Origin of the sequence: Cryptosporangium phraense (assembly GCF_006912135.1) — a bacterium.
GTDB classification, from domain to species: domain Bacteria; phylum Actinomycetota; class Actinomycetes; order Mycobacteriales; family Cryptosporangiaceae; genus Cryptosporangium; species Cryptosporangium phraense.
In genome coordinates, this window is the sequence record NZ_VIRS01000020.1 from 89763 (window position 1) to 116181 (window position 26419).

Genomic DNA, 26419 nt, shown 5'->3' on the forward strand with positions numbered 1-26419 from the left:
GTATGCAGACATGTGTATGTTCATGCAAGCCCCCTGGAACCGGAGACGGCTTCTCGGTATCGTGGCGGCCATGTCGCACGGCGGGGACGTCGTACCGGAGCGTCCGCTCCGGCGCGACGCCGAGCGCAACCGGCAGCGGATCCTGGCCGCCGCTCGGGAAGTGTTCGCCGCCCGGGGCGTCGACGTCACGCTCGACGACATCGCGCATCACGCCGGGCTCGGGGTCGGGACGCTGTACCGGCGGTTCGCGAGCCGGGAGATGCTCGTCGAGGCGCTGTTCTCGGAGCGACTGGACGAGATGGTGCGGTGGGCGACCGAGGCCTTGCAGGCCTCGTCGCCGGGTGAGGGCGTCCGGTGGTTCGCCGAGCGGTCGGCGTCGGCGATGGCGGACGACCGCGGCCTGCGTGACGTGATCTTCAGCCGGGCGTACGGGCACGAGCGGGTCGAGGCGGCGCGGGCCCGGTTGGAGCCGTTGCTGGATGCGCTGGTGGTGCGGGCGCGGGCGGCCGGGGCGTTGCGGCCCGGGGTCGAGGGCGGTGACCTGGCGATGATCCAGTTCATGCTCGGTGCCGTGCTCGAGTATTCGGAGCCGGTCGATCCGGGGTTGTGGCGGCGGTATCTGGTGGTGGTGCTGGACGGGCTGCGGGCCGGCCCGGGCTCCGGCCCGCTGCCCGGGGCCGCGCCCGGTCCGGCCGAGTTGGCTCAGGTGGCCGATCACTGGAAGCCGCCCCGCCGGCCGGGCTAGAGCGTGAGCACCGCGGCGACGAGCAGGGCGTCGGCCGCGATCGAAAAGGCGGCGGTGGTCCAGCGCCAGGCCGGGCGGCCGGTGGTCAGTAGTGGCAGGGTTCGGGCCCGGAGGGCCAGGAGTGCGGCGCCCGCAGCGGCGCCCCCGAGCGCCACCGCCCAGAACACCGGCGGCAGCGTGAGCCAGTCGCCGACCCGATGGACCAGCACCGCGACCGCCGCCGCCGAACCGACCCCGACAACGACCCGCAACCGATCGACCTCAGGCCACCACCTCCCGCCGCCGACGCCCCTCCCGCCCCCGCCGCGGACGCGGCTCCCGCCCCCGCCCCCGCCGCCGGCGCGGCTCCCGGCGGCGCGGCTCCCGCCGCCCCCGCTCCCGCCGCCCCCGCTCCCGGCGGCGCGGCTTCCGGCGGCGCGGCTTCCGGCGGCGGCTCCGCCGGCCAGGAGCGGCAACGTCACGGCCAGGTAGGCCAGTAGCACGATCGTGACGGCCAGCGCGGCCGGGTTGCGGGGGCGCTCGTTCGGGACGTCCAGGCCCAGCAACCGCTGCCCGATCGCGTCCACGTCCCGATCGGTGTTGCCGAGCACGACGACGCCTCGCTGGGCGTCCGCATCGAAACCGACGTACGAGCGGAAGCCGCCCGTCCCACCGTTGTGCCAGGTGACCTGGCGATCGGTGAACCAGCCATAACCGATGCGCCGACCTCCGCCGGCGTCGAACCGCGGCCGGGCCGCGTCCGCGCCGGGCGCGCGGCCGGAGAGCATCGCGGCGACGAGCGTCGCGAGGTCGTCCGCGGTCGACCGGGTCCCGACCCCGGCCGGGGCGTACCCGACGCCGGACCAGGCGTCGACCGCCCGGCCCCCGGCCCGGTACCCCTGGGCGAGCCCGGACGGAGAGGTCTCCAGCAGCGTCGAACTCAGGCCCAGCGGACGCAGGATCCGCTCGGTCACCAGCGAGACGTACGGCCTGCCGACGTGCGCCGCGAGCACCTGCCCCAGCAGAGCCATCCCGAAGTTCGAGTAGTGCACCTCACCGCGGCCGTCGCCGAGCTTCGCGGTGCGGGCCGCGTCGAGGATCGCGGGCGCATCCTGGCCGTACGGATTGCCGCCGCTCAGGGACGCCCACAGCGACCGCACCGGGCTCACCCCGCCGAGCCCGGGGAGCCCCGAGCGGTGGCTGGCCAGTTCGGCGAGCGTGACGTCACCGACGTCCGCAGTGGACAGGGACGGGACCAGGGAACCGACGCGGTCGTCGGGCCGGACCGTACCGTCGGCCACCAGGTCGGCGAGGAGCATGCCGGTCAGGACCTTCGCCACCGAGCCGGTCTCGTAGACCGGCCGGCCGCCGGGGTCGCCGAGGAGCGCGGTCTCGGTGCGGGATCCCTCGATGACCGCGACCGAAAGGGAGCGGTATCCCTCGGAGCCGGCCGCCGCGCGGACGCGGTCGGCGAGCGCCGCCGACCCGGAAAACGAGGCGCCGAGCCGGTTCGGGTCGGGCAGGAACAGCATCGACACCGCGGCGACGACGACGCCGATGGCGGTGACCAGCACATACTTCATGATCTGACTCCCGACAGGATCGCGAGCAGGGGCACCACCCGGTCGCCGGGCACCGCGTACCGGCCCCGGCCCGACGACTCGAGCCAGCCGGCCGCGGTCAGCTGACGCAGGTGGTGGTAGAGCTGGCCGGTCGTGCCGAGCTCGTCGTCGGCGGCGAGCTCGGCGGTGCTGCGGGCCCCGTCGAGAACGCGGTGCAGCAACCGCAGACGGACCGGATGGCCGAGCGCGGCCAGGCGGTCGGCGAGCGCCGACCAGTCGGCGCCGAGCAGGGTCTCGACCGGCGTGCCGTACTGCCAGTCGTAGCGCTCCCCGGTGGGGAGCCCGACCGTGCCGGTGTAGAGCACGGCGCCGGCTCCGTCGGTGCGTTGCTTGAGCCCGTCCAGGGCCCAGAAAGCGCCTTCGGCCGGCTCGGGCGGCGGCGAGCCCTCCAGGGCGGCGACGCGCTCTTCGAGCGCGGCCACCCGATCGGCTAGCTTCTCCATTATTACGTAATACCATCACAACGCCACCTGGGTGCCCTGCCCCCACGACCGAGGAGTAAGTAGTTGAGTAGGCAAACAGATCCGAGAGGGGACCCATGATCGGCGACCTGCGAGCCGAGACCGTGCGCATTCCCGGCGCTTCCGGTGACGAGATCGAGGCCTACCTGGCCCAACCCCTGGACTCCGACCCGCGCGGCAGCGTCGTCGTGATCCACCACATGCCCGGCTACGACGCCCCGAGCAAGGAGATCGTCCGGACGTTCGCGGCCAACGGCTACGCGGCGATCTGCCCGAACCTGTACTCGCGCGAGTCGGCCCCCGGCGCCGACCCGGACGACGCCGCCGCGGCGGCCCGGGCCAACGGCGGGGTGCCGGACGACCGGCTGGTCGGTGACGTCGCCGGCGCGGCCGCCTACCTGCGCGGGCTCCCGTCCTCGAACGGCAAGGTCGGGACGATCGGCTACTGCTCCGGTGGCCGTCAGTCCTTCCTCGCCGCGCTCGAGGTCGACATCGACGCCGCCGTCGACTGCTACGGCGCGTTCGTCGTAGGGACGCCTCCCGACGGCTTCCCGCTGCGGGTCGGGCCGCTCGTCCAGCGGGCGTCCGAGCTGCGCGCCCCGGTGCTCGGGCTGTTCGGCAACGAAGACAAGTACCCGACCCCGGAGCACGTCGACGAGCTCGAGAAGGCGCTCACCGAGGCCGGCAAGCCGTTCGAGTTCCACCGCTACGACGGCGCCGGGCACGCGTTCTTCGCGGTCGACCGTCCGTCGTACCGGCCCGAGGCGGCGGTCGACGGCTGGAAGCGGATCTGGACGTTCTTCGGCACGTACCTGGGGGCCTGACCATGTGTACGTACGAGACCGCGACGCTGCCGATCAGCGGGGCCGGCAAGGGCCGCGACGGCTGGTTCCCGCTCACCGACGCGACCGTGTACTTCGACCACCCGGTGGCGGCGCCGCAGTCCCACACGCTGAACGTCGACTTCCGCAATCCCGGGCTCGGGGCGGCGGCCCGGGTCGCGGTGGAGCTGGATCCGGCCGCCGCCCGGGCGCTGGCCGAGAACATCCTGGCCATGCTCGACGCGGCCCCGCCCGCGCTGCTGGAGGAATCCCTCGCCTAGACGGGGAGGACCTGCATCGGGCCCCAGGCCTCGCCCGGGATCGTCGCCATCATCATCCGCGGGGTCTCGACCAGCGCCTGCGGCCAGGTGCGGGTGATCACCGGGATCAGCGGGGACGCGAGGTGCGCCTCCACGGCGTCCTCGCGGTACCCCTCCATCAGGTAGAACACCGTCGGGTCGTGGAGGTCGCGCGACCACCAGAAGTACAGGTTGCCGTCCTCGGCCCGGGACGCCCGGGTGAACTCGTCGACCAGTCCGGGCCAGCGGTCGGTCCACTCCGGCCGCACCCGGAAGCGCGCGGTGATCGTCAGCACGGCGCTACCTCCCGGGCCGCGCCGGTCCACTGCTCGTAGGCGGTGACCCAGCCGGCGTCGTCCAGGGATCCGGCCCAGGCGACGTAGCCATCCGGCCGGACCAGCAGCGCGGGTCCGTCGTCCGTGCGTTCGGCCTGGGCGACGCCCAAAGCCTCGGCGCACGGGACCGGCCGCCGGCCGGCCTCCCGCATCAGCACGAACCCCGGCCGCCGCTGCACGACGGTCAGCCGGTCGCCGGCCAGCGGCACCTCGGTCGCCCGGGTGCCGACGAGGGACCCGGCGCCGTAGCGCAGCGAGGTGCCGGCGAAGCTGCCCGCGATCGCGTCGCGCACCCGGGGACGCCGGAGCACCAGTGGTGCCACCCGGTCGCGGACCGCCCGGGCGGCCCGCGGCCGCAGCGTCACCGCCCGCATCATCAGCCCGGACTGCCGCAGCACCCGCTTCCCGATCGGGTGCCGCTCGTCGTGGTACGTGTCGAGCACCGCGTCGGGCGCCCCGCCGAGCACGGCGTCGAGCTTCCAGGCCAGGTTGGCCGCGTCCTGGATGCCGGTGTTCATGCCCTGGCCGCCCATCGGGGAGTGGACGTGGGCGGCGTCCCCGGCGAAGAACACCCGGCCGGCCCGGTACCGGCGGACCTGCCGTTCCTCGCAGTGGAACCGCGAGTGCCACCCGACCTCGGCGACGCCCACGTCCCGGCCCATCGCCCGGTCGAGCACGGTCACGATCTCGTCCGCGTCGACCGGCGCCGAGTCCGGCACCTGGTGGTGCCGGTCCCAGGTCATCGACCGGAACCACCCGTCGTGCCCGTACGGCGCGAGGAACCCGAAGCAGTCGGGCGTGCTCCCGAGCGTCAGCCCCGGGTCGGTCGGTCCGTCGGTGAGACGGACGTCGGCCAGGACGACCGACGACAGCACCGCCCGGCCCGGGAAGTCCTGGCCGAGCAGGCGCCGGACCGTGCTGTGCGCCCCGTCCGCCGCCACCAGGTAGCGCGCGGTGAACTCGCGCTGGTCGAGCGGGTCGGGGTCGTCCTTGGGCCGGGCGGTGACGCGGACGCCGTCCGCGTCCTGCTCCACCGCGACGACCTCGAGCCCGCGCAGGATCGTCGCCCCCTGCGCGGCGGCGTACCGGCCGAGCGCGCTGTCGACGTTCGTCTGCGGCGTGACGAACCCGAACGGATAGCGCGAGCGCAGGTGCGACAGGTCGAGCCGGGCCCCGGCGAACAGGTTCACCGACGGGGTCCGGGTGCCGTTGGCGAGCAGGTCGTCGGCCAGCGCGCGGCTGTCGAGCACCTCCAGCGTCCGGGCCATCGTGGCGAACGCCCGGCTGGCCGGGTTGGGGTGCGGCCAGCGCTCCAGCACGGCGACCGAGCGGCCGCTGCGCGCCAGGTCACCGGCGGCGGTCAGTCCCGTCGGGCCGGCTCCGACCACGATCACGTCCATGGGGGCCTCCTGTTCAACGAGTGTTGATCTGGACGCTACTCCGCATGTCAACGCCTGATGAACTACGCTCGCGCGGTGGCAGCTCGCAGCGCGGACCCCCAGGCCACCCGGGCCGCGATCCTCGGTGCGGCCCGGGTCCAGTTCGGACGGCACGGGTTCGAGCGCACGACGATCCGGGCCGTCGCGGCCGCTGCCGAGGTCGATCCGGCGCTGGTCATGCACTACTTCCGGAACAAGGACGGGTTGTTCGCGGCCGCGTCCGAGCTCGACGTCGAGATCCCCGACCTGACGTCGGTGCCGCCCGAGCGGGTCGCGTCGGTGCTGCTGCCGCTGTTCGCGAAGGCCTGGTCGCCGGAGGGGGCGCTGCTCCCGCTGCTCCGGGCCGCGGCCACCAACCGGGCCGCCGCGGACGCGCTGGCCGGCATGTTCACCCGGCTCGTCGCGCCCGCGCTCGGCACCGTGGCGGTCGACCGCCCGGACGAGCGCGCCGCGCTGATCGGGGCCCACCTGGTCGGCGTCGCCGTGGGACGGCACATCATCGGGCTGCCACCGCTGGTGGCGATGGACGACGACACGCTGGCCGAGTGGCTCGGCCCGGTGTTCGCCCACTACCTCACATCTCGGGCGCCCACCGGCGCGGTATAGGTTTGACGAATGCTCCTTGCGACGTCAGTGGTGGGAAGTCTGCCGCAGCCGGACTGGCTGATCGACCGGTCCAAGCTCGCCGGGCGCATGCCTCCGCGGGTCCGCGCCAAGGAACTCTGGCGCGTCGAGCCCGACAACCTCACCGAGGCGCAGAACGACGCCACCCGGGTCGCGGTCCGGGCCCAGGAGGAAGCTGGCCTCGACATCGTGACCGACGGCGAGATGCGCCGGGAGAGCTACTCGAACCACTTCGCGACCGCGCTCGACGGCGTCGACCTCGACAACCCGGGCACCACGATCAACCGGAACGGCGAGCCGTACCCGGTGCCCCGGATCGCCGGCCCGATCCGCAGGCAGAAGCCGATCCAGGTCGACGACGTCCGGTTCCTGCGCGTGCACACCGATCGGATCGTCAAGATGACGGTGCCCGGGCCGTTCACGATGTCCCAGCAGGCGCAGAACGACTACTACCCCGACGCCGAGGCCGCCGCGATGGACTACGCGGCCGCGGTGAACGCCGAGATCAAGGACCTGCATGCGGCCGGGGCGGACATCGTCCAGATCGACGAGCCGTGGCTCCAGGCCCGTCCGGACGAAGCCCGGTCCTACGGCGTGCAAGCGCTCAACCGGGCGCTGGAGGGCGTCACCGGCACCACCGCGGTGCACCTGTGCTTCGGGTACGCGGCCCTGGTGCACGAGCGGCCGGCGGGCTACTCGTTCCTGCCCGAGCTGGCCGCCTGCACGGCCGACCAGATCTCGATCGAGACCGCGCAGTCGAAGCTCGATCTCGGCGTGCTCGCCGACCTGTCCGGGAAGACGATCATCCTGGGCGTCATCGACTTGTCGACCCCGGAGGTCGAGTCGGCCGACGTCGTGGCCGGTCGGGTGCGGCGGGCGTTCGAATACGTCCCGCCGGAGCGGCTGGTGATCTCGACCGACTGCGGCATGAAGTACCTGCCCCGCGAGTCGGCCGACGGCAAGATGCGATCGATGGCGGCCGCCGCCGCAACCCTCCGCGCCGAACTCTCCTGACCTCCGATACCGAAGGCCCGGCCGCCGAAGCGGCCGGGCCTTCGTCGTGCTTGTGCGGCGCACCATGGTCGATCGAGCAGAAAACTGTCACACAAAGCCGCTAACTCTTGACGCGCCCCCCGTATGACGTACGACACTCTGTCGCACAACGCGTGACACTACTCGTTGCGCACGTCATCGAATCGTCTCACTGACGAAGGGGTCAGAGATGTGGACTCGGAGCGCCCTCGCCGCCCTGTTAGGCGCCGTCGTACTCGCCGTCTCCGCCTGCGGAGGCACCACCTCCTCGTCCGACGAGACTCCGGCGAAGAGCGACCTCTTCCGCCAGGACCTGCACGACCGGCTCCCGCCGTCGGTGAAGGACTCCGGCGAGCTCGTCTTCGCCGGCGACCCGCACCCGCCCTACCGGGTCGTCGCCCAGGGCGGCAAGGTCACCGGCTTCGACCCCGACCTGCAGCAGGCGCTCGGTGACGTCCTCGGCGTCAAGACCCGGATCGAGGTCATCGCCGGCCTCCCGGCCGCGCTCACCGGCATGAAGGCCAAGCGCTTCGACGCGTTCAACGGCCCGGTCAAGGACACCGCCGAGCGCGAGGCCGACTTCGACGCGGTCGTCTACATGACCTCGCGCACCGCCTACCTGTTCCCGGCCGAGAAAGGCCTGGCCAAGGCCGCGGACCTCTGCGGCAAGACGGTCTCCTACGTCGCCGGCAGCATCGTCGAGGGCCAGCTCAAGGCGCTCTCGACCTGGTGCTCCGAGCAGGGCGCGCCGGCCGTCGAGGCCCAGCCGCTGGCCGACACGAACGCGACGATCCTGGCCGTCCGCTCCGGCCGGGCCGACGCGCTGGGCGCGACCCAGTCCGGCGTCGTCGACATCGTCAACAAGGCCCCGAAGGGCACGTACAAGTACGTGCTGCAGGAGGACGCCCAGGGCGCCGGGGTCGACAACCTCGCGCTGCTGGCCCCGAAGGCGAGCAAGCTCGGCCCGGTGATCCTGGAGGCGTTCAAGGTCCTGTTCGCGAAGGGTGCCTACCAGACCCTGATGAAGAAGTACGGGCTGACCGACGTCGCGGTCGACGCGCCGGCGATCAACCTCGCGGAGAAGGCATGACTCTGGCGGCCGACCCGAAGAGCGATTACGCCGCCCACGCCCGGTCCCGCATCCCGTGGGCGCACTGGCTGATCGGCGCGGTCCTGCTCGTCCTGGCCGCGCAGCTGGTCCACTTCCTGGTGTTCAACCCGGCGTTCGAGTGGGACGTCGTCGGCCGGTACCTGTTCGAGCCCTCGGTGCTGCGCGGGCTCGGCACGACCGTGCTGCTCGCGGTCGCGGCGATGGTCGTCGGGCTGCTGCTCGGCACGACGATCGCGGCCTGCCGGCTGTCGGCGTTCGCGCCGCTGCGCTGGGCCGGCACCGCGTACGTGACCGTGTTCCGGTCGATCCCGCCGCTGGTCCAGCTGATCTTCTGGTTCAACCTCGGCTACCTGCTGCCGAAGATCTCGCTCGGCCTCCCGTTCGGGCCCGAGTTCGTCCGGTGGAGCAGCAACGACCTGATCACGCCGGTCACCGCGGCCGTGCTCGGCCTCGGGCTCAACGAGGCCGCGTACCTGGCCGAGATCGTCCGGGCCGGGCTGATCGGCGTCGACTCCGGGCAGCGCGACGCGGCCCGGTCGCTCGGCTACACCGGCGGCCAGACGTTCTTCCGGGTCACGCTGCCGCAGGCCATGCGCGTGATCATCCCGCCCACCGGGAGCCAGTTCATCACCGTGCTGAAGGGAACTTCGCTGGTCAGCGTCATCGCGATGGCCGACCTGCTGTACTCGGTGCAGGCGATCTACGGGCAGACCTACCAGGTCGTGCCGCTGCTCGTCGTCGCCTGCGCCTGGTACCTGGTCGTGGTCTCGCTGTTCAGCCTCGGCCAGCAGCGCCTGGAACGCCACTTCGCCCGAGGGGAGCGCCGATGAGCGACCCCGTCCTCTCCGTCCGCGGCCTGAAGAAGGTCTACGGCGACCACGTCGCGCTCGACGGCGTCGACCTCGACGTCCACGCCGGGGAGGTCGTCGCGGTCATCGGCCCCTCCGGGTCCGGCAAATCCACGCTCGCGCGCTGCGTCCACCAGCTGGAGACGATCGACGACGGCGCGATGTACCTCGACGGGGAGCTCCTCGGGCACGTGCGGTCCGGTGACCGTCTGCGGACGCTCCCGGAGAAGGCGATCGCCGCGCAGCGGCGCCGGATGGGAATGGTCTTCCAGCAGTTCAACCTGTTCCCGCACCGGACGGTCCTGCAGAACGTCACCGACCCGCCGATGCTGGTGCACCGTACTTCCAAGATCGACGCCGAGCGGCGAGCCACCGAACTCCTGGAGAAGATGGGCCTGGCGGAAAAACTAGCCGCCTTCCCGCGTCAGCTCTCCGGAGGCCAGCAGCAGCGGGTGGCGATCGCGCGCGCGATGGCGACCCGGCCCCGGATCATGCTGTTCGACGAGCCGACCAGCGCGCTCGACCCCGAGCTGGTCGACGAAGTGCTCCGGGTCATCCGCGACCTGGCCACCGCCGGCCTGACGATGTTGCTGGTCACCCACGAGATGGCGTTCGCTCGGGACGTCGCCGACCGGGTCGTGTTCATGGCCGCCGGGCGGGTCGTCGAGACCGGCCCGGCCGCCACCTTGTTCGATGCGCCACAGACCCCGCGGCTGCGGGAGTTCCTGGCGCGCTACACCGCGGGAGCAGCGAAATGATCACGGTACTGGCGGTCGGGGACATCATTCTGGACGAGCCGGACCCGTCCCGGTTCTTCGACGGGACCCGCGACACGCTGGCGACCGGCGACGTCGTGATCGGGCACGTCGAGGTGCCGCACAGCACGTCGACCGTGCAGATCAGCACCGACGTCCCGGCGCCACCGGCCGACCCGGCCCACCTGAAGGCGATGGGCGCGGCCGGCTTCGACGTCGCCACGCTGGCCGGCAACCACGTGTTCGACGTCGGCGAGCAGGGCATCTTCGACACGATCGAGGCCTGCCGGGCGGCCGGCCTGGCCACCACCGGCGCCGGGCCGTCGCTCGACGCGGCCCGCACCCCGGCGCTGGTGACGACGTCCGGGCCGACGGTCGCGGTGCTCAGCTACAACGCGGTCGGACCGCGGGAGTCGTGGGCGACCAGCCGGAAGGCCGGGTGCGCGTACGTCCGGGTGCTCACCCACTACGAGCTCGACCACGCCAGCCCGGGCGGCCCGCCCGAGGTGTTCACGTTCGCCGACCCGGCGTCGCTCGAGCGGATGGCCGCCGACGTGGGCGCGGCCCGGGAGAGCGCCGACGTCGTCGTGGTCGCGTTCCACAAGGGCGTCGGGCACACGCCGGCGGCGATCGCGATGTACGAGCGGCCGCTCGCCCACGCGGCCGTGGACGCCGGAGCGTCGATGGTGGTCGCGCACCACGCGCACATCATGCGCGGGGTCGAGATGTACCGCGGGGCGCCGATCTACCACGGGCTGGGCAACTTCGTGACCGTCACCAGGGCGCTGAACCCGAAGGGCGGCGAGAGCGCCGAACGCACGACCTGGGCCAGGAAGCGGGTCGAGCTCTACGGGTTCGCCCCCGACCCGGACATGCCCTACTACCCGTTCCACCCGGAGAGTCGCAACACCGCGATCGCCGCCTGCCGGTTCGCCGACGACGGCACGCTGGCCGAGGCCGGCCTGATCCCGTGCTGGATCGACGCGACGGGAACACCGCACGTGGGGGAGTACCCCGAGGTCACCGGCTACATCGAGGACATCAGCCGGCGGGCCGGGCTGCCCACGACGTTCACCCCGCAGAACGGGCGAGTGGTGCTCAGCGCGTAGCGAACGTGACCCGGGCGAGGAGCGTGCGCAACGTCGCGCGCTCCTCGTCGGTGAGCGGTGCCAGCGTCTCCTCCAGTGCCTTCGCCGCGCGCCCGGCTGCCCGCTCGCCCGCGGCGATCCCGGCCTCGGTGGGGACGACGACCTTCGTGCGACGGTCGGCCGGGGACGGGCGACGCTCGACCAGGCCGGCCGCGTCCAGGTCGTCGACCAGCGCGACGACCTGACTCGGGTCGAGCCCGAGCACCGCGGCCAGCTCGCGCTGTGACGAGCCGCCCGACTCGCACACCACGCTGAGCACCGAGTACTGGCGCACCCGCAGCCCTTCCGACCCCAGGGCCGCGTTGGTCGCGCGCACCAGCTGCCCGCTCGCCCGGGACATCAGGAAACCGATGTTGTCGACGAACGGCATTGGTGAGCTCCTCAATTATTGACACCCTCAACGGTTAACTCTAGCGTCATCAGCCAGGAGGTAACGACATGGATTTATCCGGCAAGGTCGCCATCGTTACTGGTAGCGGACGTGGTCTGGGTCTCGCCTACGCGCGGATGCTGGCTGCTCACGGCGCCAGAGTCGTCGTGAACGACGTCGACAGCGATACCGCCGACGCGGCGGTCGGCGCGATCCGGGACGCCGGCGGCACCGCGGTCGCCGAGGTCGTCCCGGTGGGCACGTCCGAGGCCGCGCAGGCCCTGGTCGACCGGGCCGTGACCGAGTTCGGCGGCCTCGACGTCCTGGTCAACAACGCCGGGATCCTTCGCGACGCGACGCTGTGGAAGATGACCGACGAACAGTTCGACGCGGTGATCACCACGCACCTGCGGGGCACGTTCACCTGCACCCGCGCCGCCGCGACCTGGATGCGGACGAACAAGGTCCCGGGCCGGATCATCTGCGTCGGCTCGCCGACCGGGCAGGTCGGCAACTTCGGCCAGACGAACTACGCCGCGGCCAAGGCGGGCATCGTCGGGATGGTGCGGACCTGGGCCCTGGAGCTGGCGCGGGCGCAGATCACGGTCAACGCGGTCGTGCCGGTCGCGGCCACCGCGATGACCGAGACCATGCCGTTCCTGAAGCCGTACGTCGACGCGCTGGAGAACGGCGACGAGCTGCCCCGGTTCGCGCGTCAGGAGCTCGGGTTCGGCACGGCCCAGGACGCGGCCGGCCTGGTCGCGTTCCTGGCCTCCGACGCGGCCGCCGACATCACCGGCCAGGCCATCGGCATCGGCGGCGACCGGCTGGCCCTGTGGTCGCACCCGGCCGAGATCGCGATCGAGTTCGCCGACGGCACCGGCTGGTCGGCCGACGCCATCGCCGACGCCTGGCCGGCCGCGTTCGCCGCCCACCAGCAGACCGTCGGCCAGCAGCTGCCCTCGCCGGAGAGCGCCCAGTGACCGGCGGGCGGCTCGACGTCGCCTCGCTGGCCGCGATCGACGTGCACGTCCACGTGCACGCCGACACCCACGGCCACCTCGCGCTCGACGACGAGCTGGGCGCGGCCGCGGCCCGGTACTTCAAGGGCGACCCCTACGACCCGGCCGTCCCCGACATCGCCGAGGACTACCGCCGGCTGAACATGGCCGCGGTCATCTTCACGGTCGACGCCGAGGCCGCCACCGGCCAGCCCGCGCTCTCCAACTCCGAGATCGCCGACCTGGCCGCCCAGCACCCCGACGTGCTGATCCCGTTCGGCTCGATCGACCCGGCCCGGGGCACGGCCGGCCTCAAGCTGGCCCGCCGGCTGGTCGAGGAGCACGGCGTCCGGGGCTTCAAGTTCCACCCGAGCTTCCAGAACTTCGTGCCGAACGACCCGGCCGTCTACCCTCTCTACGCCGAGATCGAGGCGCTCGGCGTGCCGGCCCTGTTCCACACCGGCCAGACCGGCATCGGCGCCGGCCTGCCGGGCGGCCGGGGCATCAAGCTGCGCTACTCCGACCCGATGCTGCTCGACGACGTCGCCGCCGACTTCCCGGGCCTGACGATCATCATGGCCCACCCGTCGGTGCCTTGGCAGGACGCGGCGATTTCGGTCGCCACGCACAAGGCGAACGTCTACATCGACCTCTCCGGGTGGTCGCCGAAGTACTTCCCGCCGCAGCTCGTCCACGCGGCGAACCGGCAGCTCAAGCACAAGGTGCTGTTCGGGTCGGACTACCCGCTGATCCGTCCCGAACGCTGGCTCGCCGACTTCGAGAAGCTCGAGATCAGAGACGAGGTCCGTCCGCTCGTCCTCAAGGACAACGCGATCAAGGCGCTGGGCCTTGCGTAACGCCGGCCTGGGCTCCTGGCCCGAGCGGCGCCGCCGGATGAGCCCGGAGCGGCCCGCTCTCTGGTTCGACGGCGGAACGACCACGCACGAGCAGTTCGCCGACCGGGTCCGCCGGGTCGCCGGCGGACTGAGCCGGCTCGGGGTCCGGAGGGACGACCGCGTCGCCTGGTTCGGCGCCAACCACCCGGCCGCGCTCGAGACCCTGTACGCGTGCGGCCAGCTCGGCGCGATCTGGGTCCCGGTCAACGCCCGCTTCACGGCGTCCGAGGCCCGGTACGTCCTCGAGCACAGCGGCGCGTCGCTCGTCGTCCACGGGAAGGGGCACGGAGCGGTCGCAGCGCAGCTGCGGACGACGACGACGATCCCGACCTGGGTCGCGGCCGAGCCCGACGGGACCGACTCGCTGCCCTACGAGGAGATCCTGGCCGACCCCGAGGCCCGCGACGAGCCGGTCACCCTCGACGACCCCTGCCTGATCATGTACACGTCCGGCACCACCGGACGCCCGAAGGGCGCGGTCCTCACCCACGGCAACATGACCTGGGCCTGCCTCAACCAGATCCTCGGGTTCGACTTCGCCCAGGACGAGCGGACGCTGGCGCTCGCCCCGCTCTTCCACATCGGCGGCCTCAACGGCACGGTCAACCCGACGCTGCTCCGCGGCGGCAGCGTGGTCATCGTCCGCGCGTTCGACCCGGCCAGCATCCTGGCCACGATCGAGGAGCAGCGCATCACGAGCTTCTTCGCGGTGCCCACGATGCTCGACGCGATGGCCCGCGACCCCGGTTTCACCAGCCGCGACCTGTCGTCGCTGCGCACGGTCGCGGCGGCCGGCGCGCCGCTGCCGATGCACACGCTGCGCACCTGGCTCGACCGCGGCCTCACCGTCCAGCAGGCCTACGGCATGACCGAGACCGCTCCGGCCGGCACCGTGCTCGACTCCGCCGACGCGATCGCGCACGTCGGTTCGGCCGGGCGTCCGCAGTTCTTCACCGACGTCCGCGTGGTCCGCACGGACGGGACCGAGACGGCGCCGGACGAGATCGGCGAGGTGGTCCTGCAGGGACCGAACGTCATGGCCGGCTACTGGCGGGAGCCCGAGCGCAGCGCCGAGGTGCTGGTCGACGGGTGGTACCACTCCGGCGACGCGGGCAGCGTCGACGCGGACGGGTTCCTCACGATCCGCGACCGGTACCGGGACATGTACATCTCCGGCGGCGAGAACGTGTACCCGGCCGAGGTCGAGTCCGCGCTCCGCGACCTGCCGTCGGTCGCCGAGGCGGCGGTCGTCGGCGTCGCCGACGAGACCTGGGGCGAGGTCGGGCGCGCGTTCGTCGTGCTCACCGACGGTGCCGATCCGGACGCTGCGCAGCTGCGCGCCGCCCTGCGGGAGAGGCTCGCGGGCTTCAAGGTGCCGCGGGACTTCTCGTTCGTTCCCGAGCTTCCCAAGACGGCGACCGGCAAGATCCGTAAGGCGGAACTCCGAGAGGACGGGCACCGATGACCACCACGACGACGATTGCCGAGCTGCCGTCGCTGAAGGGCACCGAACTGGGCTCCAGCGACTGGTTCGAGGTCACCCAGGAGCGGGTGAACCTGTTCGCCGACGCGACCGACGACCACCAGTGGATCCACGTCGACCCGGAGCGTGCGGCGGCCGAGAGCCCGTTCGGCGGCCCGATCGGCCACGGCTACCTCACGCTGTCGCTGCTGATCCCGATGTACGCGCAGGTGCTGCGGGTGACCGACGCGACGATGGGCGTGAACTACGGCCTGAACAAGGTCCGGTTCCCGGCCCCGGTGCCGGTCGGGGCGAAGATCCGGCTGACCGCGACGCTCAAGGATGTCGAGGAGGTCGCGGGCGGTTATCAGCTGACGATCGGGGCGGTGATCGAGGCCGAGGGCGCGTCCAAGCCGGTGTGCATCGCCGAGCCGATATTCCGTACCTACGGCCCGAGGTAACTGGTTACCGTTCCCCGGTGGACCGCAGCACCGAGGACTTCATCGACACGTTCCGCACGTTCCTCGAGGAGGTCGTGCACGGTGAGCGGCGGAATCGGCAGTCCGACGCGACCGCGCTGATCCCGCCGCTCACCGAGCATCTCGGCACCGATCCCCGGCGGCTGCCGGTCGTCACCGAGCCGCACGCCGGGCACCTGCTGGTGAACCTCGACCTGGCCCTCGACGCGGTCGCCGGCCCGGACGCCCGGCTGCTCGGCATCGGCGGCGGAACCCAGCGGCGGCACAGCTCGCTGAGCGAGATCCTCGAGGCCGCCGACCGGTTCGGGCAGTTCCCGGTGGGCGCGGTCGACTACGTGAACGTCGCCATCGGCCCGGACGACACGAGGCCGGCGATCTCGTTCGGCCTGCGGCTGTTCTCGGTCGACGGGTCGCCGGTCGTCGTGCTGCAGCGCGGGCCGGATCCGCAGTACGGACAGCCGACCGCGCAGATGGAGATTCTCGCGGTCGAGGCGGGCGTCGCGCTGCGGCTGATCGAGAGCGTCCGGGTCGAGATGCTGCGGCTCTCGGTGTTCCGGGGGCAGGTGCTCTCGCTCGGCGGCTCGGACTACGCGGCCGGCGTAGGCGGCATCACGTTCCACCGGCGGCCGGCGCTGGCCCCGGACGACATCATCCTGCCCGACGGCGTGCTCGAGCGGGTGCGGCGGCACGTCGCGGGCGTCGCCGAGCACCGGGATCGGTTGCGGGCCGCAGGGCAGCACCTGAAGCGGGGGTTGCTGCTGCACGGGCCGCCCGGGACCGGTAAGACGCACACGGTCCGGTACCTGCTCGGGGCCCTGCCGGACCTGACCGTCGTGCTGCTCGCCGGGCCGTCGATCCAGTACGTGTCCGAGGCCGCGCAGATGGCGCGGGCCCTGCAGCCCGCGCTGGTGGTGCTCGAGGACTGCGACCTGGTCGCCGAGGACCGCGACCACTACCCGGGGTCGCAGCCGCTGCTGTTCGCGGTCCTGGAGGCCCTCGACGGCCTGTCCGACGACGCCGACGTCGCGTTCCTGCTGACGACCAACCGGGTGGACGTGCTGGAGCCGGCGCTGGCCCAGCGGCCCGGGCGCGTCGACCTGGCGATCGAGGTGCCGCTGCCGGATACGTCGTCGCGGCGGCGGTTGATCGCGCTGTACGCGCGCGGCCTGCCGTTCAGCGTCTCGGCGCTGGACGCGGCGGCTCGCCGCTCCGAGGGGACGACCGCGTCGTTCGCGAAGGAGCTGGTGCGGCGGGCGGTGCTGATCGCGGCCGAGGCCGGCCGGGACGCCGGGGACGCCGACCTGGCCGGGGCGCTCGACGAGATGCTCTCGGACGCCCAGGCGATCACCCGGTCCCTGCTCGGCTCGGACGGGCTCGTGGATGGGGCTGGCGGTCTGGGCGGGGCTGGCGGTCTGGATGGGGGCGACCGGTGGGCGGGCGGGCGCGGTTAGGCTCGCGGGTATGGCTGCCGAACCGCTGCCCGTCGAGATTCTGGTCCTCCGGCGGGCGCTCGAGGGATCGGTGCTCCCGCGTCACCAGACCGGTGGCTCGCCCCAGCGACTGCTGACCGGCCTGCTCGGCGAGCACTGGCTCGACGCCGGGGCCGCCCTGCCGCTCGGCGTCCTCATCGACCTGGTCGCGGAGTTCGGGATCAGCGAGACCAGTGCCCGCGCCACCGCGAACCGGCTGGTCAAACGCGGGGTGCTGGACACGACCCGGGTCGGGCGCCACGCGTACTACCGGCTCTCGGAGATCGGGCAGCAGGACATCCGGCACAAGAACGGCACCGTGCTGGAGTTCGGCCCGTCGGCCCGCGAGTGGGACGGCCGCTGGACGCTGGCCGCGTTCAGCATCCCCGAGGAACAGCGAAGGCTGCGCCACCAGTTGCGCAGCTACCTGCGCTGGCTCGGGTTCGCGCCGCTCTTCGACGGGCTCTGGATCTCCCCGCACGCCGGCCTGGACGCGCTGCGCGAGGTGTTCCAGGCCGTGGGCGTCGACAATCTCAGCGCGTTCCGCGTCGTCGAGACCGCGGTCGGGTGCGCGCCGCTGACCGCGTGGGACCTGACCGGGATCCAGTCGGCCTACCAGACGTTCCTGGCCGAGCACCAGGCGCTGGCCGAGGAGGTCCGGGCCGGGTCGGTGACGCCGGCCGCCGCGCTGACCGCCCGGACCCGTCTGCTCGAGGACTGGCGGGTGTTCCCCGGACTCGACCCTGATCTGCCCGCTGAGCTCCTACCGGCCGACTGGCCCCGTCCGGCCGCCCACGCGCTGTTCAGTGAGCTCTACGACGGTCTGGGGGAGCTGGCCGCCCTGCGCTTCCGGCAGATCGTCGCCCGGCACGACCCCGACCTGGCCGGCCGGACCGCCCACCACAGGACGGCGTCCGCTTCCCGCCAGCAGTAGCCGGCCGATTTCGGCACGCTCGAGGCCGTGAGCGGATACGTCGAGGGGATCGTCGAGCGGTACGTTCTCGCCGGCGCGGGGTTCGAACGGCGGCTGCGCCGCGTGCGGCCGGGGCAGTGGGCCGGGCCGACGCCGTGCCGGGAGTGGGACGTCCGGGCGCTGGTGAACCACATGACCCGGGGAAACCTCAACTACGTGGCGCTGCTGCGCGGTGCGACCGCGGCGGATTTCCTCCGTCTGCGGGACGCCGACGCGCTCGGGGAGGACCCGGTCGAGACGTTCGTCTCGTCGGTCCGGGCCTGCGCGGACGCCTTCGCGGAGCCCGGCGCGCTCGACCGGCCCCTGGACTACCCCCTCGGCCCGGCCGACGGCGCCCAGGTCCTGGCCGTGCGCACGACCGACACGCTGATCCACACCTGGGACCTGGCCCGGGCGATCGGCGACGACGAGATCCTGGACCCCGGGCTGGTCGAGTGGGCTGTGACGTCGCTCGGCGCGATCTACGAGGGGCTGGCCGAGACCCCGGCCGACGCGGGCACCACCCACCGCTATTTCGACCCCGCTCCGGAGGTTTCAGAGGGCGCCGAGCGGCAAACGGAGTTGTTGGCACAGATGGGACGGAACCCGCGAACAGCCATGCACTAGGCTGGCGCGACACGCTCATAGACGTTGTTTTGCGCGTGGAGATTTTGCAGTGTGGCTGCGACCTGGCAGCCTGTCATCCAGTGGTCCGCAATGGGACCGCGCTTTCGAGGGATACACCGTATGGCTACTGGCACCGTGAAGTGGTTCAACGCAGAGAAGGGGTTCGGGTTCATCGCGCCCGACGGGGGCGGTCCGGATGTCTTCGCCCACTACTCGGCGATCCAGACTCAGGGCTACAAGGAACTGACCGACGGACAGGCGGTTGAGTTCGACGTCACCCAGGGTCAGAAGGGCCCGCAGGCGGCGAACATCCGACCGCTGTAGGCATCACACCGCACACGACAGGCCCTCGTCCGGTTCCCGGGCGGGGGCCTTTCGCTTGCCCGCCTCTCCCTGGACATCGTTCACGGCGGCGGCGAACTCGACTTCAGCGCCTACGCGGACGGGGGACCGCGGGCACTCGCCGCCTCGAAGGCTGACGTCGGCGGGCAGGTCGCGCCGCGGGCGGTCGCCACGCACCGGGCGTCCGATGGGCCCTCTCTCGCGGAGGCAGCGGGACCGAGGTGCTGGCGCTGGAGCGGCGGGTCCGGCTGCCCGCCGGGCGGCCGGAGGCTGCCCGCCGGGCGGCCGCTGGCACGTGAGCCGCCGAAGCGCGACGCGCGCTGTACTGGACCGGCGGAACCAATACTCCGTCCCATCTCGACCGCGTCTCGGCCGCCGACCCGAGCCCGGACCGACGGCCGCACCCGACGGCCCTGGCCGGCCAGCGCTCGCGCCTGCAGCGGCTGGCCTGTATGCCACGTCCGCGAGGTGCGGTCACGCTACGTCCCGCCAGGTGCGGTCACGCCACGTTGCGCGAGGCGCATCCGGCCCGGTCGCATTCCGGGCCTTCTCTGGACGCCGCGTGGCCCGGAGCCGACCCGCGCGAGGGGGATGCTGCGGGCGGGCCTGTCTCTAACGATCGACAGCAGCTGGTCGGCGAGCGCGGCGGGATCGGCGTGTGCCTGTATCCCACCGACCACCCTGGTGTGGCCAACACAGTCGAGGTCACGCTCACGGTCCCACCGGCCTGGTCGCGCCGTTCACCGCGCCTCCGCTCGTCGAGGCCTCCGACTGCGTTCCGCGCCCGCTCGGCGCGGTCACCCTGGTCGATCGGTCCAGCCCCGCCCCGACGAGCGTCGCGCCCACCGCTCCCCGGCGCGCTGCGGTCGGCGGCGCGGGACCTTCCGCACGGGCCGGGCGGGCTGGTGTTCCGGGGTGCTGCGGTTGGCGGTGGGGCGGCTTCCCGGCGGGCCGGGCGGGCTGCCGTGCCGGGGTGCTGCGGTCGGCGGTGCGGGGGTTTCCGCGCGGACCGGGTGCGCTGCCGCGCCGGGGCGCTGCGGTTGGCGGCGGGGCGATCTGCGCGAGTTGGGCGGGCTGCCGCGTCGGGGTGCTGCGGTTGGCGATGCGTGGGTTTCCGCGCGGACCGGGCGGGCTGCCGCGCCGGGGCGCTGCCGCGGGCCGGGCGGGGCGGGCGCGCTGCCGCGCCGACGGGCTGCGGCTACCGGCGGGGCTATATGCGCGGGCCGGACGGGCTGCCGCGCCGGGGCGCTGCGGTTGGTGGCGGGGGGATCTGCGCGGGTCGGGCGGGCTGCGCGTCGGGGCGCTGGCCGAGGTTAGTCGGTCGGGCGCGCCCGGGGTGCGGCGCCAGGAGGTCCCGGTGTTCCGCCGCGCGGCGAGCGGCTGCAACGACCGGGACGTCGCGGGGCTGCCCGGCGGCGCGCGGCGAACGGTGGCGGTCAGCGAGTCTTGAGGTACGCCTCGACTCCGTCCAGGATGCGCTCCAGGCCGAACGTCAGTGCGTCATCCCGGCCGCCCCCGGCAGCCGACGCCCAGGCCGCGGCCACTGCCGGGTACCGGTCGGAGTGACGGGTCAACGCGACCCGGAACCCCGCCTCCACCGCCCCCTCCCCACCGGTCGCGATCCCCTGCTGAGCCAGGTTGCGGGCGTGCCCGGCCAGCGTCGCCACCAGGTCGAGCGCCTCGGCGCCGGTCAGCCCCGTCTCGGTCAGCGCGGCCAGCGCGGACTCGGTCCAGGCCGTCTCGTTCGGCCCGATCACCCGGGGGCCGAGGGTCGCCTCCAGCGCCCACGGGTGGGCCCAGAACCGCGCGAAGATCCCGCGCGTCCAGGCATCGAGAACAGCCCGCCACCCCGCTTCGCCCGGCCCCCCTGCTTCGCCCGGCCCCCCTGCTTCGGCCGGCTTCCCCGCTTCGCCCGGCCGCCCTGCTTCGCCCGGCCCTCCTGCTTCGGACGGCCGCCCCGCTTCGGCCCGCGAGCCGGTCCCGAACGGCTCCGGCGGGCCCATTCCGATGTCGACCATCAGCGCCACCAGCTCGGCCTTCCCCGGCACATACCGGTACAGCGCCATCTTCGTCACCCCCAGCGCCTCGGCGATGCGCTGCATGGTCACCGCGGCCAGCCCCTCGGCGTCGGCCAGGTCGATGCCCGCCCGGGCGATGTCGGTCCGGGTGAACGCCGGCCGCGGGCCGCGCTTGGGTGTCGGCGGCTCGTCCCACAACACAGAGATCTGATCCATAACAGCGTCTAGCGTAATCTGTATCCAACGGATACAGTTTTGACATGCCCAAGATCCTGATCTCCGGCGCCGGAATTGCCGGCCCCGCCCTCGCCTCCGCCCTGTCCCGCCGCGGCCACGGCCCCGGCCCCGGCCACGGCCACGGCCACGGCCACGGCCACGGCCACGACCACGACGTCACGGTCGTCGAGGTAGCCCCGAACCTGCGCGAGTCCGGCTTCGCCGTGGACTTCCGCGGCCCCACCCACGAACGCGTGCTCGAGCGCCTCGGCGTCCTCGACGAACTGCGCGCCCTCCAGACCGGCGGGTCGGCGATGATCACCGTCGACGCCCAGGACCGGGAGATCTTCCGGCTCCCGGCCGAGTTCACCGGCGGCGACCTCGAGGTACTCCGCCGCGACCTCTCGGCGGTGCTGTACCGGCGCAGCGCCCCGCACACCGACTACCGCTTCGGCACGTCGATCACCGCGCTCAGCGAGTCGCCGGAAGGCGTCCGCGTGGAATTGAGCAGTGGGGAGCGGCTGACCGCGGACCTGGTGGTCGGAGCGGACGGAGTCCGGTCGGCGGTCCGCCGGCTGCGGTTCGGTCCGCACGAGCGGTTCGTGAAGAACCTCGGCTACTGCATCGCGGGCTGGAGCTTCCCGACCGACCTCGACCTCGGGCCGGACGCGCGCCACTACGGCGTGCCGGGCCGCACCGCGGCCCTGTCCGGCGGGAACGGCACCGCGACCGCGCTCGCGGTCTTCACCGCGCCCGAGGAGATCCCGTACGACGACCCCCGCGGCCTGATCCGGCGCACCTACGCCGACCTCGGGTGGCACGTCCCGGAGATGCTGGCTGGCCTCTCCGAGGCCTCCGACATCTACTTCGACGCGATCAGCCGCGTCTCGGCCCGGTCCTGGACGACCGGCCGCGTCGCGCTACTGGGGGACGCCGCCTGGGGCGTCACGCTGGGCGGAATGGGCGTCGGGACCGGGATCGTCGGGGCCTACGTGCTGGCCGGGGAGCTGGCGTCGTCCGGCGGTGACGTGGCCACCGCGCTGGCCGCCTACGAGCAGCGGATGCGCCCCTACGCGGGCCGCTGGCAGCGGGGCGCGCACCCGGGCCGGTTCCTGGCCCCGAAGACCGCCTACGGCCTGTGGGCCCGCAACACGATGCTGAGCAACGCGCTGGTCCGCCGCTCGATGCTCGGCGGCACCCGCAAGCTCGCCGACGAACCCGCCCTGCCGGCCTACAACTAAGGCGTGTTTCATGAGCCAGCAGCCCACCGTGGCCGCGACCCAGACGACGACCGGAGGCGTTGTCGCCTTGTCCGGATACAACAGCGGTATCCGGACAAGGCTCCGCCTTGCCGGATCGCCGCCTGGGCCACGCCCACGGCGTCCTGAACTCATGAAACACGCCTTAGACGTCCCGGGGCAACTCGCGGGCCAGGGCGACGAACGCGGTGGCGGCGGGCGAGAGCCCTCCGGTGCGCCAGGTCATGACCGCGCCGTGCCGCAGGCGCGGGGTGGTGGACACGACGACGGCGCCGCGGCCGGCCGCGTCCTCGGCCAGGCAGAGCGGGAGCAGCGTCGCGCCCGCCCCGGCCAGCACGAGCGGCACGATCGCGGCCCGGTGCGTGGTCTCGACCGCGACCCGCGGCGGCGCGCCGCACAGGCTCAGCTCGCGGTCGACCAGCGTCCGCATCGCGGTGCCCTCCGGGGTGGACACCAGCGGCCGCCCGGCCAGCTCGTCGACCGGGATCGGACGGCCCGGCTCGGCCCCGTCGCCGGGCGGGAGCACCGCGTAGAACTCCTGGTCGGGCAGGCGTAAGTGGTCCAGCCCGTCGACCCCGCCGGGCGACTCGGCCAACCCGAGCTCGCACTCCCCGGACAGCACCATCCGGGTCACCGCGTCGTCGAGCTCCGGGTCGGTGACCCGGACGTCCACCCGCTCGTGGTCGGACCGGAACCGTCCGATCAGGCCGGCCAGCGGGTCGACGGCCAGCGTGGTGAGCGCGACGATGTCGAGGCGGCCACCGGTCAGCCCGATCACGCTCTCGACCGACGCCCGCGCGGTCGCGAAGTCGCGCAGCACCTGCTTGGCCGGGCGGACCAGGGCCTCGCCGGCCGCGGTCAGGCCGACCCCGCGGCCCAGCCGGTCGAAGAGCGGGGTGCCGAGATCCCGTTCCAGGGCCCGGATCGCCTGCGAGAGCGAGGGCTGCGCCACCCGGAGCCGCCGTCCGGCGCTGGTGAAGCTGCCGGTCGCGACGATCGTGAGGAAGTATTCGAGCTGGCGGCGATCCATTGAGAAATCCTATGGGCTGAGTAGGAAATCGGTATCGCTCGGGTCCGGCGGGCGCGTTGCTCCGGTCGACGTGGACCGAGAGAGTTCGGGGGGTGAACTCCTGCTGCGGTTTGGACCATTCTGCTGGCAGCTACACCGATCGGCAGCGGGACGACCTCACGCGGGTGCTCGCGTTCAACCGCCGTCTGGCCGCGGCGATCGACGAGGGCCGGGACGTGTCCGCGGTCGTCGCGCTGCTGGACCCGGACCCGCTCCGGTACATGTGGGTCGACGAGGGCGGCGGCCGCCTCACCGACTACCTCGCCGCCGCCGGGTCCGCGCTCTCCGCCGCGCCGCCGTTGGCCGGCCACCGCCGGGTGGCCGGCTCGTCCGTCGGTGGGGAGGCGTCGGCCGCGCGGCCCTCGGTGGCGGTGGCCGAGGACGGGCGGACCCTGCACGCCTGGATCGAGTGGGAGGACGGCGCCGGCGAGCGGGTCGTCGCCCGCCTCGACCGGGACGCCCCCGTCGTGCTGACCGCGGAGGCCGCGGACTGCTTCCGCCCCACGGCCGCGTTCGACGCCGACGGCCGGCCCTGGGTGTTCTACGGCCAGGCCGACGAGAAAGGCCAGGTCGACGTCTACGCGCACCGGCTCGGCGGGGCGCCGGAGCGGATCGGCGGCGCCGGGCACCCGAGCTTCAACCAGGAGGTCGCCACCGGCCCGGGCGGCCTCGAGGTCGTCTGGCAGGGCCCGCACGGCACCGGCTTCGGCGTCTGGTCGCGCCGAAGCACCGGCACCGGCACCGGCTGGACCGACGCCCGACTCGTCAGCGAGGGCACCGACGGCAACGCCTGGGACCCGTCGGTGGCCCGGCTCCCGGACGGCCGGAGCGTCTACGCCTGGTCGGAGTACGTCGACGGGTCGTACCGGGTGGTCGTCCGCACCGGCGACGGCCCGATCCGGCCGCTCACCGCGGGCACCGACTACGCGCTGCACCCGAGCCTCGCGGTCACGTCCGACGGCGCGATCTGGTGCGCGTTCGACGTGATCGCGGTCCACGGGCACGGCGGGTCGGGGCCCACCCGGCTCCGGCCGCGGTCCGAACTGGACGAGGCTCCGGCCGTCGTCGGGGCCCGGGCGCCCGGCGACTCGGTACCGCCCGAGCTGCTGCCCGACGTCACGGCCGCGCTCCGGGTGGTCCGGGTGACCGACGAGGGCCTGTTCGAGGCTGAGGGCGTGCTGGCGCCGGGGCTCGACGTCGTCCCGGGCGGGCTGCCCCGGCTGGCCGCCGACCCGGCCGGCGGGCTCACCGTCGCCTACCGGGTGCACCGGCGGCTGCCGCTGATGACGTACTACTGGGAGGTCGCGGCCCAGACGCTCGGGGAGTCGGGCTGGTCGGCGCCGGTGACGTTCGCGGGCAGCGACGGCACGCTCGAGGAACCGGCCGTCGCCGCCGCGCCGGACGGCGTCCGGATCGCCTGGCAGGCCGACGGCCGCCTCGACCGCAGCCTGACCTGGACCGAGGGCTTCGGCGGCCGCGAGTGCCCGGTCCTGCTCGAGCACCTCGGCTCGGTCGTCTGGCACGGCATGCACGGCGTCGGCGAGATCCGCTCCGCGGTGCTCCCACCGGCGCCGGGACCGGCCGCCGCGACCCGGCCCCTCCCGGTCGTCGAGAGCAACGCCCGGCGCGAGGCCCGAGCCTGGCTCGGCTCCGAGGACCGCTACGTCACCGAGGTCGACGGGGAGGAGCTCACGCTCTACTGGGGCGACCTGCACCGGCATTCGCTGGTCAGCCGCTGCACCTCGGGCGACGAACCGTCGCTGGAGGACTTCTACCGCTACGGCTGGGACGTCTGCGACTACGACTTCTGGGCCGTCACCGACCACTCCGAGAACAGCAGCGCCTACCAGTGGTGGTCGATCCAGAAGATCGCCGACCTCTTCCGCGTCGACGGCCGCTTCGTCCCGCTCTACGGCTTCGAGTGGACCGGCAACACCGGGCACCAGAACGTCATCTACGGCGACGTCGGCCGCGGCGCCCCGATCTACTCGAGCTTCGCCGAGGGTTCGCGCACCCCCGACGAGCTCTGGGCCGCGCTGCGGACCCACCCCGACCATCCGGCCCTGACGATCCCGCATCACCCCGGCTCGGCGATGATCCCGTTCGACTGGGCCTACGCCGACGACGAGTACCTGCGGCTGGTCGAGGTGTTCCAGGCCTGCCGGGGCAACTACGAGCAGGACGGCGTCTTCCGCCAGTACTCGGACGCGACCCGGCACGGCACGTTCGTCGCCGACGGCCTGCGGCGCGGGCAGCGGTTCGGCCTGATCGCCAGCTCCGACCACGGCAACGGCGCCAGCTACGTCGGCGTCTACGCCCCGCGCCTCGACCGGGAGCACGTCTTCGGGGCCCTGCACGCCCGGCGCGCGTTCGGCGCCACCACCCGGGGGCTGATGCTCGACGTCCGGGTCGGCGGCGCGTTCATGGGCCAGGACATCCGGCACCGCGGCCCGGTCGAGATCGAGGTCACCGCGCGGGGCTTCCGCGACCTGGCCCGGATCGAACTCGTCCGCGACACCGAGACCGTGCGCGTCCATCAGCCCGAGACCCCGGGCGCGACCCCGGTCCGGATCGAGTTCGGCGGCAGCGCGGTCCCCACCGACTGGTCCGGCTCGCTGCGCATCGAGGGCGGCTCGATCCTCCCGACGCCGTACTGGTCACCGGAGATCACCGCGGTCACCGCCGACGAGGTCCGCTGGTCGGCGTCCACGTACTCGTTCGGGGAGCCCTACGGCGCGCAGCGGGGTGGCGTCGAACTGACGCTGGTGGGCCCGCCCGACGCGAGCGTGCACCTGCGCACGGCGCAGGGCGACGCGGACGCGACGCTGGAGAAGGTGCGCACCCTGCAGTTCCCCGGCGGCGACGGCGGACGCCTGGCGGTCGTGCCGTCGACCGGCGGGCTGACCTCCCTCGGCACCACGCACACCCAGCTGACCTGGACGGACGACCCGGGCGCCGGCGCGTACTACTACGTGCGGGTGTATCAGATCGACGGCGAGATGGCCTGGTCGTCGCCCGTCTGGGTGGACGCCGACTAACC

Annotated in this window: 26 protein-coding genes; 19 read left to right on the forward strand and 7 right to left on the reverse strand. The window is 73.2% G+C overall.

The window, feature by feature from the left end; translation table 11 throughout:
* Positions 1-70: 70 nt before the first annotated feature.
* Positions 71-745, forward strand: a complete 675-nt coding sequence (locus tag FL583_RS26210) for a TetR/AcrR family transcriptional regulator (RefSeq protein ID WP_170323873.1) — start codon at positions 71-73, stop codon at positions 743-745.
* Here the strand turns inward: FL583_RS26210 and FL583_RS26215 are convergent.
* Together FL583_RS26215 and FL583_RS26220 are read right to left on the reverse strand one after the other, a co-directional pair.
* A complete protein-coding gene (locus tag FL583_RS26215; RefSeq protein ID WP_142707486.1) occupies positions 742-2307 on the reverse strand; it encodes a serine hydrolase domain-containing protein in 1566 nt (521 codons plus the stop codon). The two genes, FL583_RS26210 and FL583_RS26215, sit on opposite strands and share 4 nt — an antisense overlap.
* Positions 2304-2789, reverse strand: coding sequence for an ArsR/SmtB family transcription factor (locus FL583_RS26220; protein ID WP_142707487.1), 486 nt, complete (start codon positions 2787-2789; stop codon positions 2304-2306). Before FL583_RS26220 ends, FL583_RS26215 begins: the two co-directional genes overlap by 4 nt.
* Before the next feature lie 95 nt (positions 2790-2884).
* Between FL583_RS26220 and FL583_RS26225 the strand changes: the two genes are divergently transcribed.
* Together FL583_RS26225 and FL583_RS26230 are read left to right on the forward strand one after the other, a co-directional pair.
* On the forward strand, positions 2885-3631 hold the full coding sequence (locus tag FL583_RS26225; RefSeq protein ID WP_142707488.1) for a dienelactone hydrolase family protein: 747 nt from the start codon (positions 2885-2887) through the stop codon (positions 3629-3631).
* Positions 3632-3633: 2 nt separating this feature from the next.
* A complete protein-coding gene (locus FL583_RS26230) occupies positions 3634-3909 on the forward strand; it encodes a DUF6295 family protein (protein WP_142707489.1) in 276 nt (91 codons plus the stop codon).
* Here the strand turns inward: FL583_RS26230 and FL583_RS26235 are convergent.
* Both FL583_RS26235 and FL583_RS26240 read right to left on the reverse strand, forming a co-directional pair.
* Positions 3906-4223 (reverse strand): putative quinol monooxygenase, encoded by a 318-nt coding sequence (locus FL583_RS26235; RefSeq protein WP_142707490.1) that lies wholly within the window; start codon positions 4221-4223, stop codon positions 3906-3908. The two genes, FL583_RS26230 and FL583_RS26235, sit on opposite strands and share 4 nt — an antisense overlap.
* Positions 4217-5662, reverse strand: a complete 1446-nt coding sequence (locus FL583_RS26240; protein ID WP_142707491.1) for an FAD-dependent oxidoreductase — start codon at positions 5660-5662, stop codon at positions 4217-4219. Before FL583_RS26240 ends, FL583_RS26235 begins: the two co-directional genes overlap by 7 nt.
* Before the next feature lie 75 nt (positions 5663-5737).
* Between FL583_RS26240 and FL583_RS26245 the strand changes: the two genes are divergently transcribed.
* From FL583_RS26245 to FL583_RS26270, 6 genes are all read left to right on the forward strand, one after another.
* Positions 5738-6307, forward strand: coding sequence for a TetR/AcrR family transcriptional regulator (locus FL583_RS26245; RefSeq protein ID WP_205752472.1), 570 nt, complete (start codon positions 5738-5740; stop codon positions 6305-6307).
* A gap of 9 nt (positions 6308-6316) precedes the next feature.
* Positions 6317-7339, forward strand: a complete 1023-nt coding sequence (locus tag FL583_RS26250; protein WP_142707493.1) for a uroporphyrinogen decarboxylase family protein — start codon at positions 6317-6319, stop codon at positions 7337-7339.
* Between the two features lie 208 nt (positions 7340-7547).
* Positions 7548-8447 (forward strand): transporter substrate-binding domain-containing protein, encoded by a 900-nt coding sequence (locus FL583_RS26255; protein WP_142707494.1) that lies wholly within the window; start codon positions 7548-7550, stop codon positions 8445-8447.
* Positions 8444-9298, forward strand: coding sequence for an amino acid ABC transporter permease (locus tag FL583_RS26260; RefSeq protein WP_142707495.1), 855 nt, complete (start codon positions 8444-8446; stop codon positions 9296-9298). Before FL583_RS26255 ends, FL583_RS26260 begins: the two co-directional genes overlap by 4 nt.
* A complete protein-coding gene (locus FL583_RS26265) occupies positions 9295-10074 on the forward strand; it encodes an amino acid ABC transporter ATP-binding protein (RefSeq protein WP_142707496.1) in 780 nt (259 codons plus the stop codon). The genes FL583_RS26260 and FL583_RS26265 overlap by 4 nt, the downstream gene beginning before the upstream one ends.
* A complete protein-coding gene (locus FL583_RS26270) occupies positions 10071-11180 on the forward strand; it encodes a CapA family protein (RefSeq protein ID WP_142707497.1) in 1110 nt (369 codons plus the stop codon). Before FL583_RS26265 ends, FL583_RS26270 begins: the two co-directional genes overlap by 4 nt.
* Here FL583_RS26270 and FL583_RS26275 read toward each other — a convergent pair.
* Positions 11170-11589 (reverse strand): MarR family winged helix-turn-helix transcriptional regulator, encoded by a 420-nt coding sequence (locus FL583_RS26275; protein WP_142707498.1) that lies wholly within the window; start codon positions 11587-11589, stop codon positions 11170-11172. The genes FL583_RS26270 and FL583_RS26275 overlap by 11 nt on opposite strands.
* 68 nt (positions 11590-11657) lie before the next feature.
* On the opposite strand from FL583_RS26275, the gene FL583_RS26280 reads away from it, so the two are divergent.
* The 8 genes from FL583_RS26280 to FL583_RS26315 all read left to right on the forward strand — a co-directional run bounded on the left by FL583_RS26280 (position 11658) and on the right by FL583_RS26315 (position 18799).
* On the forward strand, positions 11658-12572 hold the full coding sequence (locus FL583_RS26280; RefSeq protein ID WP_142707499.1) for an SDR family NAD(P)-dependent oxidoreductase: 915 nt from the start codon (positions 11658-11660) through the stop codon (positions 12570-12572).
* Entirely contained in the window at positions 12569-13447 is an 879-nt protein-coding gene (locus FL583_RS26285) for an amidohydrolase family protein (protein WP_142707500.1), read from the forward strand. The genes FL583_RS26280 and FL583_RS26285 overlap by 4 nt, the downstream gene beginning before the upstream one ends.
* On the forward strand, positions 13440-14951 hold the full coding sequence (locus FL583_RS26290) for an acyl-CoA synthetase (protein WP_142707501.1): 1512 nt from the start codon (positions 13440-13442) through the stop codon (positions 14949-14951). The genes FL583_RS26285 and FL583_RS26290 overlap by 8 nt, the downstream gene beginning before the upstream one ends.
* A complete protein-coding gene (locus FL583_RS26295) occupies positions 14948-15409 on the forward strand; it encodes a MaoC family dehydratase (protein ID WP_142707502.1) in 462 nt (153 codons plus the stop codon). Before FL583_RS26290 ends, FL583_RS26295 begins: the two co-directional genes overlap by 4 nt.
* Before the next feature lie 17 nt (positions 15410-15426).
* Complete coding sequence (locus FL583_RS26300; RefSeq protein ID WP_142707503.1) at positions 15427-16878, forward strand: AAA family ATPase; 1452 nt, start codon at positions 15427-15429, stop codon at positions 16876-16878.
* Positions 16879-16888: 10 nt separating this feature from the next.
* Positions 16889-17830: a PaaX family transcriptional regulator gene (locus FL583_RS26305; RefSeq protein WP_142707504.1), complete on the forward strand. Its 942-nt coding sequence runs from the start codon at positions 16889-16891 to the stop codon at positions 17828-17830.
* A 27-nt stretch (positions 17831-17857) separates the two neighbouring features.
* Entirely contained in the window at positions 17858-18475 is a 618-nt protein-coding gene (locus tag FL583_RS26310) for a TIGR03086 family metal-binding protein (RefSeq protein ID WP_142707505.1), read from the forward strand.
* 120 nt (positions 18476-18595) lie between these two features.
* Complete coding sequence (locus FL583_RS26315) at positions 18596-18799, forward strand: cold-shock protein (RefSeq protein ID WP_073266715.1); 204 nt, start codon at positions 18596-18598, stop codon at positions 18797-18799.
* 1454 nt (positions 18800-20253) lie between these two features.
* On the opposite strand, the gene FL583_RS26320 is transcribed toward FL583_RS26315, so the two are convergent.
* Complete coding sequence (locus tag FL583_RS26320) at positions 20254-21051, reverse strand: TetR/AcrR family transcriptional regulator (protein ID WP_142707506.1); 798 nt, start codon at positions 21049-21051, stop codon at positions 20254-20256.
* Positions 21052-21095: 44 nt separating this feature from the next.
* Between FL583_RS26320 and FL583_RS26325 the strand changes: the two genes are divergently transcribed.
* On the forward strand, positions 21096-22292 hold the full coding sequence (locus tag FL583_RS26325) for an FAD-dependent monooxygenase (RefSeq protein WP_142707507.1): 1197 nt from the start codon (positions 21096-21098) through the stop codon (positions 22290-22292).
* 163 nt (positions 22293-22455) lie between these two features.
* Here the strand turns inward: FL583_RS26325 and FL583_RS26330 are convergent, their stop codons facing one another.
* A complete protein-coding gene (locus tag FL583_RS26330; RefSeq protein ID WP_142707508.1) occupies positions 22456-23340 on the reverse strand; it encodes a LysR family transcriptional regulator in 885 nt (294 codons plus the stop codon).
* Positions 23341-23450: 110 nt separating this feature from the next.
* On the opposite strand from FL583_RS26330, the gene FL583_RS26335 reads away from it, so the two are divergent.
* Entirely contained in the window at positions 23451-26417 is a 2967-nt protein-coding gene (locus FL583_RS26335; RefSeq protein WP_142707509.1) for a DUF3604 domain-containing protein, read from the forward strand.
* The last annotated feature ends 2 nt before the right edge of the window (positions 26418-26419 follow it).